11 protein-coding genes are annotated in these 12,939 nt (G+C 66.1%); 4 read left to right on the forward strand and 7 right to left on the reverse strand.

Annotated features, from left to right (window positions below; translation table 11 throughout):
* Positions 1-68 precede the first annotated feature (68 nt).
* The gene (locus tag SKC42_RS18045; RefSeq protein ID WP_330965637.1) at positions 69-1,832 is read left to right on the forward strand and encodes a PE family protein; all 1,764 of its coding nucleotides are present in this window, start codon (positions 69-71) and stop codon (positions 1,830-1,832) included.
* Positions 1,833-1,941: 109 nt separating this feature from the next.
* Here the strand turns inward: SKC42_RS18045 and SKC42_RS18050 are convergent, their stop codons facing one another.
* Together SKC42_RS18050 and SKC42_RS18055 are read right to left on the reverse strand one after the other, a co-directional pair.
* Complete coding sequence (locus SKC42_RS18050) at positions 1,942-2,985, reverse strand: amidohydrolase family protein (RefSeq protein ID WP_330965638.1); 1,044 nt, start codon at positions 2,983-2,985, stop codon at positions 1,942-1,944.
* A gap of 214 nt (positions 2,986-3,199) precedes the next feature.
* Positions 3,200-3,934, reverse strand: a complete 735-nt coding sequence (locus tag SKC42_RS18055) for an SDR family NAD(P)-dependent oxidoreductase (protein WP_330965639.1) — start codon at positions 3,932-3,934, stop codon at positions 3,200-3,202.
* Between the two features lie 121 nt (positions 3,935-4,055).
* Between SKC42_RS18055 and SKC42_RS18060 the strand changes: the two genes are divergently transcribed.
* Together SKC42_RS18060 and SKC42_RS18065 are read left to right on the forward strand one after the other, a co-directional pair.
* A complete protein-coding gene (locus SKC42_RS18060) occupies positions 4,056-4,706 on the forward strand; it encodes a TetR/AcrR family transcriptional regulator (RefSeq protein WP_330965640.1) in 651 nt (216 codons plus the stop codon).
* Positions 4,707-4,852: 146 nt separating this feature from the next.
* Entirely contained in the window at positions 4,853-6,547 is a 1,695-nt protein-coding gene (locus tag SKC42_RS18065; RefSeq protein WP_330965641.1) for a GMC family oxidoreductase, read from the forward strand.
* A gap of 113 nt (positions 6,548-6,660) precedes the next feature.
* Here SKC42_RS18065 and SKC42_RS18070 read toward each other — a convergent pair whose 3' ends face one another.
* The 5 genes from SKC42_RS18070 to SKC42_RS18090 all read right to left on the reverse strand — a co-directional run bounded on the left by SKC42_RS18070 (position 6,661) and on the right by SKC42_RS18090 (position 11,194).
* Entirely contained in the window at positions 6,661-8,094 is a 1,434-nt protein-coding gene (locus tag SKC42_RS18070) for an amidase (protein ID WP_330965642.1), read from the reverse strand.
* 4 nt (positions 8,095-8,098) lie between these two features.
* Positions 8,099-9,022, reverse strand: a complete 924-nt coding sequence (locus SKC42_RS18075) for an alpha/beta hydrolase (protein WP_330965643.1) — start codon at positions 9,020-9,022, stop codon at positions 8,099-8,101.
* 162 nt (positions 9,023-9,184) lie between these two features.
* Positions 9,185-9,622 carry a nuclear transport factor 2 family protein gene (locus SKC42_RS18080; protein ID WP_330965644.1) on the reverse strand — a complete coding sequence of 146 codons (438 nt, stop codon included), beginning with the start codon at positions 9,620-9,622 and terminating at the stop codon, positions 9,185-9,187.
* 68 nt (positions 9,623-9,690) lie between these two features.
* Positions 9,691-9,852 carry a hypothetical protein gene (locus tag SKC42_RS18085; RefSeq protein WP_330965645.1) on the reverse strand — a complete coding sequence of 54 codons (162 nt, stop codon included), beginning with the start codon at positions 9,850-9,852 and terminating at the stop codon, positions 9,691-9,693.
* A gap of 118 nt (positions 9,853-9,970) precedes the next feature.
* Positions 9,971-11,194 (reverse strand): PucR family transcriptional regulator, encoded by a 1,224-nt coding sequence (locus SKC42_RS18090; RefSeq protein WP_330965646.1) that lies wholly within the window; start codon positions 11,192-11,194, stop codon positions 9,971-9,973.
* 428 nt (positions 11,195-11,622) lie between these two features.
* Between SKC42_RS18090 and SKC42_RS18095 the strand changes: the two genes are divergently transcribed.
* Entirely contained in the window at positions 11,623-12,915 is a 1,293-nt protein-coding gene (locus SKC42_RS18095) for a M20 family metallo-hydrolase (RefSeq protein WP_330965703.1), read from the forward strand.
* The last annotated feature ends 24 nt before the right edge of the window (positions 12,916-12,939 follow it).

A 12,939-nucleotide genomic window follows, 5' to 3' on the forward strand; every position in this document is an offset into this window, starting at 1 on the left:
CCAGCCCACCGCAGCCCCCCTATCCGCCCGCACCGCCCACCACCACGGCTAGTTGAAGGGATCCTCCGATGTCATTCGTGCTCGCAGCGCCTGAGTATGTAGCGGCAGCAGCTGCAGACCTGGCCAGCATCGGTTCGACCATCAGCTCCGCCAACGCCGCGGCGGCGGGCCCCACCACACGCCTGCTCGCCGCCGCCGAAGACGAAGTGTCGACGGCAGTAGCGTCGCTGTTTGCTGGTCAAGGGCAAGCCTTCCAGCAGATCAGCGCCGAGGCAGCCGCATTTCATGCCCAGTTCGTCCAGGCCCTGAGCGGGGCGGGGGGTGCATATCTGGCCACCGAGGCCGCCAACGCCTCGCCGCTGGAAACCGTGTCGCAAGCCGTGCTCGGGGTGATCAACGCGCCCACCGAGCTGTTGTTGGGGACGCCGTTGATCGGCAAGGGCATCAACGGTGCGCCGGGCACCGGGCAGCCCGGGGGGCCGGGCGGGCTGTTGTTCGGCGATGGTGGTGACGGCGGGTCCGGCGCACCCGGGCAGCCCGGCGGCCACGGTGGCAACGCCTGGTTCTTCGGCAACGGTGGCCGGGGCGGCGCCGGTGGTGCTGGCGTCACCGGCCCCGCCGGCTCGGCGGCCACCCACGACAGCGGCGGCATCGGGGGCGTCGGGGGAACCGGCGGGGTGGGCGGCAATGGCGGGCTCATCTTTGGCAGCGGCGGCGCCGGCGGGACCGGCGGGGTGGGTGGGCTAGGCGGCGCCGGCGGCGCCGGGGTTTCTGGCGTACTCGCCGGCAACGGTACTGACGGCGGCCAAGGCGGCAACGGCGGAACGGGCGGGATAGGAGGCCAGCCCCAAGGACTGTCGAGCTGGTTCGGCGGCCACGCGGGCGCCGACGGCAATGGCGGCGACGGCGGCGATGGCGGACAAGGCGGTCACGGCGGTTCTCCGCTTCTTGCCGGCGCCGGTGGGAACGGCGGAAACGGCGGCAACGCCGGCCTGGGTGGCAGCGCGGGTGGCGCCGACGGGGTCGCCGGCGCCGACGGCAACGGCGGGAACGGCGGGAACGGAGGTGGCGGCGGCATGTTCGCCGCCAGCGGCGATATCGGCGGCAATGGCGGCAACGGGGGCAACGGCGGGAACAGCGTCGGTGGAGACGGTGGCAACGGTGGCAACGGTGGCGCCGGCGCCGGCGGTGTGCTCACCAACATCACGCAAGGCACCCTTGCCGGCGGCGGGGGCGGCGGCGGCGGTGCCGGCGGCCACAGCACCAACGGCCACGGCGGTGACGGCGGCAAAGGCGGCGGCGGTGGGGCCGAGATCAATCCGAATTCCTTGACCGCTGATGCCGACGGGGTAGGCGGCGACGGCGGCTATGGCGGCAGCCATGTAGGCGCCGCCCGCGGTCCCGGTGGTGGTGGGGGTGGCGGCGGCGCCGCAAGCGTCGGTGCCACCGGCAACGGGATCACCGGGGGCACCGGCGGGACCGGGGGCGGCATCCTCGACGGCGGTCAAGGCGGCAGCGGTGGCTCCGCCGGCGGCGGCGCCGTCACCACCTCGGTGTTCGGCTCCGGCGGCGGGGGTGGTGGCGGCGGCGGCGGCATCGACGGTTTCGGTGGCAGCGGCGGGGACGGTGGTTTTGCCCAGATTACGGCTCCGGGCAGCAGCGCCAGCTATGGCGGCGGCTCAGGCGGCATCGGGGGCAACCCCGGCGGGAGCGGCGTCGGCCCGGGCGGGAGCGGCGGCAACGCCGGCATCGGTGGGGGTGGCGGCGGCGGAGCCAACGTATGGAATATCGGCACTGGCATCGGTGGTCGAGGCGGCAACGGCGGCACCTAACACCACCAACGTTCCCTAGCGCCGGGGATGCGCCGCCGACGCGGTCGGCCGATCGCCTTCGCCAAACCCGCTCTAGGCAAACGAGATTGGCCCCCTTACGCCCTCGGGGTTAGGGATGGATCAGCAGCAGGCGTTCGGCATTGAGGTGCGCAAATTTGCGCTTGTCCGCAGTGCTGAGTGGCGCGGATTCGATGAAGGCGCGGGCGAGTCCGTAGTCCTCGCCCGAACGCGTCTGCCGGCCGCGCTGACCGAGCGTGCCCTGGTAGGGATCGTCTTGAGCAAACATCAAGCGATCAGGACCCAGGAGATCGAGGGTTTGCCTCAGCATGCGGTGACTGAACACCCCACCGGCGGTGACATGGACGTTCCCGGTGATGTAGTCGAGCACAGGTCGGTCAAGGTGCGTGCTGGTCTTGCTCAGTGCATCGGCTCGGTCGGCGAAGGAAACCAGCATCTCGCCCCAGTGGCCGAGGATGACCTGCAAGCCCGGATGGCGGTCGAAGGTTCCGGCGAGGATGAGCCGCAAAGCGGCCAGCCCGGCCTCGGCGTGCCAGCCCCATCCTCCGGTGGCCAGCATCAGATTCGTCGCCGGATCGAAGCCGCCGTAACACGCCTCGCGGACTGACGCGGGAGGGATGCCGGGATGGATGTAGAGGGGAACCTCAAGCTCCGCCGCGGCCGCGAATATGGGCTGAAGGCTGCTGTGGTCGAGGGTTGTCGGTCCGGTGCGCGGAAACGCCATGGCACCTTCGAACCCCAGATCGTTGACGCAGCGCCGTAATTCCTCGGCGGCGGCGTCGGGGTCTGGGGTGGGCAGAGTGGCGAGCGCCGCGAATCGGTCGGGCCGAGATCGCACCGCTTCGAAGAGGAAGTCGTTGGCGTCGCGGGCCAACGGCACGGCCTGCGCAGCCGAAAGGGGCTGGGTGCCGGGACTGGTGATCGACAACACCTGGACGTCCACACCGGCGGCGTCCATGCGGGCCAGCCGTTCGTCGCCGACATCGAGCAACCGGTGCTTGGTGACGGTGTCGTCACTGAACGCGCTAACGGTTTCATCGGCACCGAACTCGAGGAGTGCCGCACGGAGCTCGGCGGTCCAGGCATGTTCCTCGACGGCGATCACCCGCGACAGCTCGGGGTCCTCATGAGTCACTTGTCCCCTCCAGCGGCATCCCCTACCCCTGAAACCGCCTGAACCCTATCGAGGCGATTAATGAACGTCAACGTTCCGAGCGGGCTGTGGAGTACGCATATGGCCAGCGAGCAAACGGGTAAGCCTGTCTTCGTCCGCGCCGCTGTGGATGCAGTCGATGAAGGACTCCAAAGTTTCGCGGTGCGGGGCCAATGCGGTCATGGTGTTCGTCCTCTCAGATCGCCGACGTGCCGCCGTCGACGACGAGCTCCATGCCGTTGATATAGCTCGAGTCATCCGAGGCGAGGAACAGTGCGGCCGAAGCGATCTCCTCGGGGCGGCCCATCTTTCCCCGCGGGATCAAGGATTCGAACTGCGCCTTCGTCTCCTCGTCGAACAGCTCCTCCTGCTTCGGCGTGGCGACCTGGCCGGGGGTCAGCACGTTGACCCGGATCTTCCTGTCCTTCAACTCGGACACCCACACCCGCGCGTAGGCGGCCAGCACGGCCTTACTCGCCGCGTACACGCTCCACTCGGGGTAGCCCTTGAGCGAGGCGTTCGACCCCGTCATGAAGATCGAGCCGCCGTCGTTGAGGAGCGACAGCGCCTTCTGCACCGTGAACAGCGTGCCGCGCGCGTTCAGGGAGAAGGCGGCGTCGAAGTGCTCCTCGGTGATCTCGCCGAGCCTGCCCTGCTCCCCTGTTCCGGCGCTTGCCCACAACACGTCGACAGAGCCTTTCTCCTGCCTGACGGTGTCGAACAACCGGTCCAGATCGTCGAGGTTGGCCGAGTCGCCCTGCATGCCAGTCACATTCCGGCCGATCGACTCGACGGCTTCGTCCAGTGCCGCCTTTCGCCGTCCCGAGATGAAGACGTGAGCTCCCTCGTCAACGAACAACTTGGCGCCGGCGAGCGCCAAACCGCTTGTCGCGCCCGTGATCACCGCAACCTTGCCATCGAGCTTTCCCACGATCACTCCTTGAATAGCCTAGGCATTATGTACACCGATCAGAGTGCTTAACGTACGGGACCGCGCTGGCGAATGCAAGCTATGCACACCGATCGGTACCCAACTGGGCTACGCTGGGCGCATGGCGGAGTTGGAGAAGGGGCCGCGGGGCCTGCGGCGCGGCCGGGGCGCGCGCGAGCGCATCCTCAGCGCGTCGCGACAACTGTTCCGAGACCAAGGCATCAACTCCACCGGCCTGGACCAGCTCTGCGCGGTGGCCCAAGTGTCGAAACGCACGTTTTACCAGCACTTCTCCGGCAAGGACGAGCTGATCGCCGAACACCTACGTCGATTCGATCCCGACATCCTGCCCGAGGTCTTCGACCGCACCGACCTGACACCGCGCGAACGGCTCCTGGCCGCCTTCGACCTCCACGGGCCGCTGTGCCCGTTCATCGCGGCAGCCGTCGAGATCAACGACCCAGGCCACCCGGCACGCGTGCACGCCTGCGACTACAAGCAGGCTTTTGCCGCGCGCCTCACCGAAACCGCGCGCGAGGCCGGCGCCACCCACCCCGAGCAGCTCGGCGAACAACTGGCGCTGCTCTTGGACGGTGCTTCCGCCCGCAACCGAGTTCTCAACGCCGAAACCTTCGCCACCGCCGCCGCCATCGCCGCCGTTCTCGTCGACAACGCCATTCCGTCGACAGCGTCCTCGCGCGCCGGCGCCGAGAGCCTGTCCACCGGGACGGCTCCGCGTGCCGAATCCGGCGGCGATCTCCGCCGAATTTGACGCCAGGTGACTGCGAATACAGCGGAATCGACTATGACGGCCGATTGCCGGTAAGCGGAGCTGTCTAGTCGTCTGGTCCCCGGCAAGATGGGATCGTGATTGCGCACACTAGACAGGCATCCGACGCCTGGAGGGCCGATACCGAGATGAGCCCGGTGGCCGAATTCGACTTCATCATCGTGGGGGCAGGCAGCGCGGGCTGCCTGCTCGCCAACAGGCTCAGCGCCAACCCTGATCACCGTGTACTCCTGATTGAGGCCGGCGGCACAGACGACTGGTTCTGGATCAAGGTTCCGGTGGGCTACCTGTACACAATCGCCAACCCACGCACCGACTGGTGCTTCACGACCGAAGCCGACCCCGGCCTGGCCGGCCGCAGCATTCACTACGCCCGCGGCCGCGTGATCGGCGGCTGCTCCTCGATCAACGCCATGATCCACATGCGCGGTCAGGCTAGCGATTACGACAGTTGGGCTCGGGCCACGGATGACGAGCGGTGGCGTTGGGGCGGCCCGAACAGTCCCGGTGAGACATTGGCAATTTATAAGGAGCTCGAGGATTACTTCGGCGGACCCGACGAGTGGCACGGCGTCGGTGGCGAGATCCCTATCGAGCGGCCACGGGTGCGCTGGAAGATCCTGGATGCCTGGCAGTCCGCAGCGGCCGAGTTGGGCATCTTCCCCATCGATGAATTCAACCGCGGCTACAACGCCGGCTCTGCGTACTTTCACGTGAACCAAAGACGCGGCCGTCGCTGGTCGATGGCCGATGCTTTCTTGCATCCCGTCTCCCATCGGCCGAATCTAACCGTCTACACGCAGAGCCAGGCCTTGCGGCTGCTGATGGACGACGAGGTTCACCAGGATCAGCGTCGCGGGGCGTGGACAACGGCCGAGCGCCGCGTCATCGGCCTGCGGCTGCTCAAAGGTGGCCAGATCGTCGACGTCCGAGCCCGCCGGGAGGTGATCCTGAGCGCCGGAGCTATAGGCTCGCCGCATCTGATGCAAGTCTCGGGGCTTGGTCCAGCTCGGTTGCTTGCCGAGCATCAAGTGCCGATGGCTGTCGATCTTCCTGGGGTGGGCGAAAATTTGCAGGACCACCTACAGCTTCGAACGGTCTACCGGATTCAGGGTGCCCCGACGGTGAATACGCTCTACCGGAACTGGTTTAGCCGCGCGGGCATGGGACTTCAGTACCTGCTGTTTCGGTCGGGGCCGATGACGATGCCGCCTTCCACGCTGGGGGCTTTCGCCAAAAGCGATCCGGGGCTAGAGAGTCCCGATCTGGAGTGGCACGTGCAGCCTTTGTCTTTGCCGAAGTTCGGTGAACCGCTCCACCCGTTCGGCGCTATCACTCCCTCGGTCTGCAATCTGCGACCTAGCTCGCGCGGCCACGTGCGCATAGCGAGTGCAGATCCACTGACCTACCCGAAGATCTTCTGCAATTACCTGTCGACTGACGCCGATCGGCAAATCGCTGTGAAGGGCCTTCGAATGACCCGTCAGATCATGGCGGCGCCGGCTCTGGCCCGCTACGGCCCGCAGGAGATGCTTCCTGGTCCGCAACTGGTGGGCGACGAAGAACTGCAGCAGGCGGCCGGTGAACTCGGTACGACTATTTTCCATCCGGTGGGGACCTGTGCGATGGGAGCTTTCGACGCCCGCGGGCGGCCACGTTCGGCGGCCGCGGTGCTCGACACCGACTGTCGCGTGTACCGGGTCGCCGGTCTCCGAGTGGTCGATGCGTCGGCTATGCCCACCATTATTTCGGGCAACACCAACGCGCCGGTCATGCTCATCGCCGAGCGCACAGCGCGTGCAATTGTCCGGGAAGTCGCTTAAGAACGAGAACGTCCCTTCCGCCGTTACTCCCCGTTCGTGCGTTGCCACCTGTTGACGTCAGGTCGAGCCGCCCAATCGGCGCCGATATCCGTTCGTGCCACTCGAAGCAAACATCAACGGCAGGCGCCCGCGGTGTCCGCTGCCACTGCCCGCGGGTCGAACAGCGGCGGCCAAGATTGCCGATCGGCCGCCGATTGGTAGGCGTGGCCGACCCGCAACACAGTCGTCTCGTCGAAGGAACGGCCGATGATTTGCAGCCCGATAGGCAAACCGGCGCTGGTGAACCCGCACGGTACCGTCAACGCGGGCAGGCCGGTGAGATTCGCAGGTGCGCTAAACCGGATGTACGCCTCGACCGGCCCCTCAGTGGTCCCGTCGGGCCAAGTCACCTGCGGCCTGCCAGCCTCCATCGCCGCGACCGGCACCGTCGGAGCAATCAGGACGTCGATGTCGTCGAACAGGTCCCGCCATCGCTGCCGGATGACGGCCCGCTTGCCCTGCGCGTCAAGATAATCGATCGCCAATGCCGAGCTTCCGGCCTGCAATGCCTCGCGCACGTCGTCGCCGTAGAGGTCTCCGTGCTCGTGCAGCATCTGCCGGTGATACGCGGCGGCCTCGGGCCGCAGGATGCCGAATTCGGTGGCCATCAGCTCGTCGGTCGAGGGCAGCCGGACTTCTCGCAGCCGCACTCCCAAATCCGCGAGCCGCGCGCACGCCGCGTCGACCGCCGCGCTCACCTCCGGGTCAACGCGCTCGGTGAAGAAATTCACCGGAATGCCGGCCGTCGTCCCGTCCACCTCGCGTCCTAAGCCGGCCGAAAAGTCCGGCACCGGGACGTCGGTCGAACCCGGGTCGGTTGGGTCGTACCCGGCCATCGCGTTCATCGCCAACGCCGCATCCTCGACGGTGCGCGTCAGCGGTCCGGCGTGATCCAGCGACCACGAAAACGGCGTCACGCCAGTACGAGACACCCGACCGTACGTCGGTTTCAGCCCCACCGTGCCGCATAGCGCCGCGGGAATGCGGATCGAGCCGGCGGTGTCGCTGCCCAGCCCGAGGAAGCACGCCCCGACGGTCACGGCCGCCGCCGAGCCGCCGCTGGACCCTCCCGCGATGTGATCAAGCGACCAAGGGTTGCGCGTCTGGGGAGTGACCACCCCGTACGCGAATTCGTGAGAGTGAGTGCGCCCCATCACGACCGCTCCGGCCCCCCGCAGCTTCGCCACGACCGCGCTGTCCCGATCAGGTACGTAGTCCGCCCGGACGCGCGAGCTGGAGGTGCTCCGTACGCCCGCCATGTCGTAAATCTCCTTGACCCCGATCGGGATTCCGTGCAGGGGCCCGCGGTATCGGCCGCCCGCGATCTCGCGTTCCGCCAGCACCGCCGCGTCTGCGGCTTGTTCGGCGAGGACGTTGCTGAAGGCGTTGATCTGCGGGTTGGTCGCGTCGATGCGGGCCAGAACCGATTCGGTCAGTTCGACCGGCGACAGCGCCCCGGCTTGGATCTGCTGCGCCGCGCCGGCGATCGTCAGTTCGAATGGTTGCATGATGCTAGACCGCCGCGGTGTGGACGCCGAGCGTCGAGCGCAGCCAGCGGCCCATTTCGGCGATCGCGCGGTCGACCTCGTCAACGCGGCCCGCCCCCATGATGAAAGAGTGCTGCCCCTCGTCGACCCGTCGCACCACGATGTCGTTGCCGGCCTCCGTTGCCTTTTGGGAGAAAGCGACGGCGTCCGACGCGAGCAGTTCATACTCGCCGTAGTACACCGCCGTGGGAGGTAATCCCGACAAGTCAGCCCCGAGCAGGTGCACCCGCGGATCGACGAATTCCACGCCGGTCCCGTCCAGCCAGCACGACCGGAAGAGCTCGAGCAATCCCGGCGTGAGCAACTTGTCCCGCCCAGCGTTCGTTTCGATGGATTCACCCGACAGCGTGACGTCGGTCCATGGCGAGATCGACAACACGGCGCCGGGTAACGCCTCGCCGCGATCACGCAGTCGCAGCGCAAGTTCGACGGCGAGATAGCCGCCGATGGAGTGGCCGACGCTACCGATCTTCTCGGGCCGGTATCCCTGATCGAGCAGCCAGCGGTAGGCACTGTCCGCGTCCTCGACCTGGGCGGGGTACTTGTGCTCGGGGGAACGCCGAAAGTTCAGTACCAGCGAGCGCGCGCCGGCTGCCTTCGCGATATGCGCGGCCGCTTTCCGGTCGGAGTGCATCGACATCAACACGCTGCCACCCATATGTGTATGCAGCAGCACCGATTCCGGGTCACTGTCGACGGGAATGCACCACAATGCCTCGACCCCGCCGGCGTCCACCTCGGCATAGGTGACCCCTTCGGGCTCCTTGGTCGCCAGATGGATGTTCTCGGTGACGTCGCGGATGGTTTCCAGTTCGAAGTTGGGGTTCGAGGATCGCCTGCCGATCTCGGCCAGGAACTCGGCGAACTCGACCGCCTGCTTGCTTGCCATGTGTAGTGCCTCCCGTTAAGTCGTTAGAATAACGATCACTATATAACGATGCCTATGCTATAGCTAGCCCCAGCTGCGGTGCTACTTCAACGACGTGGTCGTGCGTCCGTCCGGTGCCGCTTCGGGAGACCTAGAGGGGTTGCCCGGCCAGGTGCACCGCGATTAGGAGAAGTACGCGTCGAATGAACCGATGTCGGTCAAATGCGCCGTGACCTCAGAGATCTTGTCGCCACGGATGGTCAGCACGTTGACCACATCCTGTTCGAGCCGCTTGCCCTCGTGCTCACCGCTGTCGTGCAGGGTCACTGCGACGGTGTCCTGGCCGAAAGCGAACGCCTTCGGCGTGATGCGCAGCCCGTACTGGGCCAGCGTGTCGGCCAGTCGGGTCACGCCATCGATTCCGGTCGCCCGGCCGGACACCACGCTCGAGCCCGGGATGGTCCAGACGATGTCCGGGGTGGCGTTTGCGGCGATACCCGCATGGTCGTCGTGCACGACGGCCGTCGCAAAAGCGCCGACGATCTCGCGCTGCCGCTGTGTGGGCGCGGCCTCATCGTCCGGCGCGGCGGTCGAATTGCCTGCCGGTGCAACACATGTCAAGACCACTGCAAGTATCGGGCCCGCCGCCAGGGCTTTCCAAGCACCCGGAAGCACCCAGTCCCCTCCGGTCATTTGCGTCGCTTACCAGGCGAAATGAGCCGGTCCGCGGTCTCACTGGCGGCATCGAGCACCTCGGCGACCCGGCCGGCCAGCGCAGCGATCTTGCGTTCGTACGCCTCCCGCGTGGACGCTCCCGACCGAGCCACGTCGGCGCTGAGCGTCGGCATCATGAGGAGGACGTTCGTAGCATCACTACCGGTATCTTACGCTGGCGAAGGCGTGTCCACCACCATGAACGACCACGGGTGAGGATTCTGGCTTAGCACTGCTTTTGTGCTTGGGTGCACGTCACGGCGACCTGTCCGCCAAGGCGATGAGCGCTTGCGCCGCATCCTCGGGCACCGACATGTCTAATCCGGTGATTTCTTTGAACCGCCGCAGCCGCTTCATGACGGTGTTGCGGTGGCAGAACAGTATTACCGAAGTGCGTGCGATATCCCCGGTGCGGGAAAAAGTCCGCACCGTCGTCAGCAGGTGGTGCCTTTCAGTCTCGCTCAGAGCGTCGACGCTTTGTTGCACGCTGTCGACAAACTGAGGCATTCGAGTTCGAAGGCTTGCGCCGGCCATGAGCGTCCAGACGTCGGACATCGCCGCGGGGCCCGTGAACTTGGGCGGTAAGGCCAGCGCGATCTCGCAGGCTACGTTCGCGGCGTGACGAACGCCTTGCAAGCCCAGATGAAGCGGTGCGATTCCGCATGAAACGTGGGCGAGCGCCTGCGCGTCGGCACTGCGTCGCCATCCGTCCGGCACGCCCAGAAGGGCAGTGCTATCCGCCGCGGATGCGGGCCAGAACACTACCGTGCAGGCGCCCCTCGCGTGGCTGTAGGCCTGGCGCCCTTGCCTGCGCAGTTGTTCTGCAAACGACCGTAGTGAGTCGTCCTGAGTGATCGGAGCCGCCGCCGCCCACAGTCCAGCGTCCACGGGGATCGACAATGCAGTGCTGGCCCGATTCGTAAGTTCAACCGGCTGGGGGTCGTCCGAAAGCAACAGCGCCACGAAGGATTGTTTGCTGATCGACTTCTCTTCCGCCATGCGGACGCGTTCGTCCATGAAGGCGCTGTGAATACGGCCGGCGAAAGAGTCGACCGCCGTCCACACGTGCTGAACGTGGACCGCCAAAGTCAGGGCGTCGCCTTGATTAGCAAGCCACAACAAGTGCGACCACAACAGGCCGAAGTCGAGATGGATCGCTGCATTGAGCTTCTGGGCTTCGACCCCTTGGCGGGCGCGTCGCGCACCAAGCCGGTGTGGGAAGTCAGCTTCGGAAGCGACGAGTGGTCGGGCCGAACCGGCAGCGGCATAGCGACGCAACTCAGAGAGGAGAAAGTCGAACGCATCCTTGGATGACTCGCGCAGCTCCTGGCGTTCGACCAATCCCTCGTAGTACAGCTGTCCTCCCTGGATCTCCTGCATGAAACGATCCGCAAGTTCGTCGCGCCACCCATGAAGCTCTTCGAGGAGTTCCAGCCAGCGTGCCGTCGTCGTCACGCGGATGCGATCGACACTTTTCATGAGTCAAATCTAGTTGCGTTGTGATGACATCAGCCCTTGTCGAGTGCTTGTGCCCCGGCGATCCTGATCACCAGGCCCGGCACTCGAGGCCGCCGAAGCGCAGACTGTAACAAGTTGATCAACCGGTGTTAACGCGGTTTGTCCGGGGTTTCCAACGGATATCGGTGTCGCCGGGCCCTGAGTCCGTCTTCCCGTGACAGCACAGCAGGTGGCCACGACGAAATCCATCCGGGTGTGCATATGCACACCCGGATGCCGATAACTAGGTGCTCCACGCTCTCGAAAAGAAGGCGCGCCGCACACTACCTTTCCCCGTAGCCGACGCACGGCCATCGCCCCAAACAGCCTGTGCCGCTTGGCACCTTGACCGGGCTATCAGCACAGGAAGTGAGTAACAGTTGGCTTCGGGCACCGATATCGAGCGCGCCATGGGGTTGTCGACATCTCAGGGGCAGGACAGCGCTTTCCTCGACGATTTCAGGGCAATGTCCGCCTTTGGCGCTACCGACGCGGGCGGTGTGGACCGACAGGCTGCGACCCTCGAGTACGGACAGGCGCGTAAATGGCTTGCCAGCTGGCTAGGCGACCGCGGCTTTCGAGTCGAACGAGACCGTATCGGCAACCTGTTCGGATTGCTGGAGTTGACGGCCGGCGCTCCCTACGTGCTGGTCGGCTCTCATCTCGACAGCCAGCCACGAGGCGGGAAGTTTGACGGCGCCTACGGAGTGCTCGCCGCCGCGCACGCCGCCGACCGAGTCCGCAACCGCTACCGGCGCAGCGGCGCTCCAGCCGCTGTGAACATCGCCGTCGTGGATTGGTTCAACGAAGAGGGGTCGCGATTTCAGCCGAGCATGATGGGCAGCGCCGTCTTCACCGGAAAGCTAGGCCTCGAAAACGCGCTGAGCACAACCGATCTCGCGGGCGTCACGGTGCGGGACGCGATGGCCGGCATCGGTGAGCTCGGGTCTAACCCCGTCGGCTCCGAGAGCCTAACCGCCGCGGCGTATGTCGAGATCCACATCGAACAGGGCAAGGCACTCGAAAAAGAAGCGACAGATATCGGCCTGGTCACCTCCACCTGGGCGGCGAACAAGTATGAGGTCGAAGTTCTCGGCGCACAATCCCATACCGGCGCGACTGACATGGGAGACCGCCAGGACGCGCTTTACGGCGCAGCGCTCGTCGTCGCCGCGGTGCGTGAGATCGCCGACCTGTTCCCCGGGCAGGTGCACAGCTCGTGCGCTCAGTTGAGCGTATTCCCGAACTCCCCCAACGCGGTTGCCGGGAGAGTTCACCTTCATCTTGACCTGCGCACGTCCGATGATCCGATCCTTGGCGAGGCGGAGGAAGCTCTGCGACAACGGTGCGCAGCTATCGAGGTCAAGGCCAACGTCAAGATCGAGAAACGACGCTCACATAGCTGGTCGGCGAACTACTACCAACCTGAAGGCGTCGAACTCGCCCGTCGAACTGCCGAAGATCTCGGCCTGAGTCACATGGACATCCGCACCAGAGCGGGCCACGACTCGACCAATATGAAAGACCTGGTCCCAACAGTGATGCTGTTCGTCCCGAGCGCCGGCGGAATCTCACACAGCGAATTGGAGTACACCGCCGACCCGGACCTGTGCAACGGGGTGGCAATGGTCACCGAACTTCTTGCGCGCATCACCGCCGGCGAACTCGCCGGCGCCGCGCGCCGACCGCTCCCGCAGCTGTGAGCTCGCGCCGCAGGGCACCCAGTG

The organism is Mycobacterium sp. 050134 (genome assembly GCF_036409085.1).
Lineage (GTDB): Bacteria > Actinomycetota > Actinomycetes > Mycobacteriales > Mycobacteriaceae > Mycobacterium.

Bases quoted from the DNA above. Each gene is read 5' to 3' on its own strand.
- SKC42_RS18045 (WP_330965637.1), top strand. From the start codon at position 69: ATGTCATTCGTGCTCGCAGCGCCTGAGTATGTAGCGGCAGCAGCTGCA.
- SKC42_RS18060 (WP_330965640.1), top strand. From the start codon at position 4,056: ATGGCGGAGTTGGAGAAGGGGCCGCGGGGCCTGCGGCGCGGCCGGGGC.
- SKC42_RS18065 (WP_330965641.1), top strand. From the start codon at position 4,853: ATGAGCCCGGTGGCCGAATTCGACTTCATCATCGTGGGGGCAGGCAGC.
- SKC42_RS18070 (WP_330965642.1), bottom strand. From the start codon at position 8,094: ATGCAACCATTCGAACTGACGATCGCCGGCGCGGCGCAGCAGATCCAA.
- SKC42_RS18075 (WP_330965643.1), bottom strand. From the start codon at position 9,022: ATGGCAAGCAAGCAGGCGGTCGAGTTCGCCGAGTTCCTGGCCGAGATC.
- SKC42_RS18085 (WP_330965645.1), bottom strand. From the start codon at position 9,852: ATGATGCCGACGCTCAGCGCCGACGTGGCTCGGTCGGGAGCGTCCACG.
- SKC42_RS18090 (WP_330965646.1), bottom strand. From the start codon at position 11,194: ATGAAAAGTGTCGATCGCATCCGCGTGACGACGACGGCACGCTGGCTG.
- SKC42_RS18095 (WP_330965703.1), top strand. From the start codon at position 11,623: ATGGGGTTGTCGACATCTCAGGGGCAGGACAGCGCTTTCCTCGACGAT.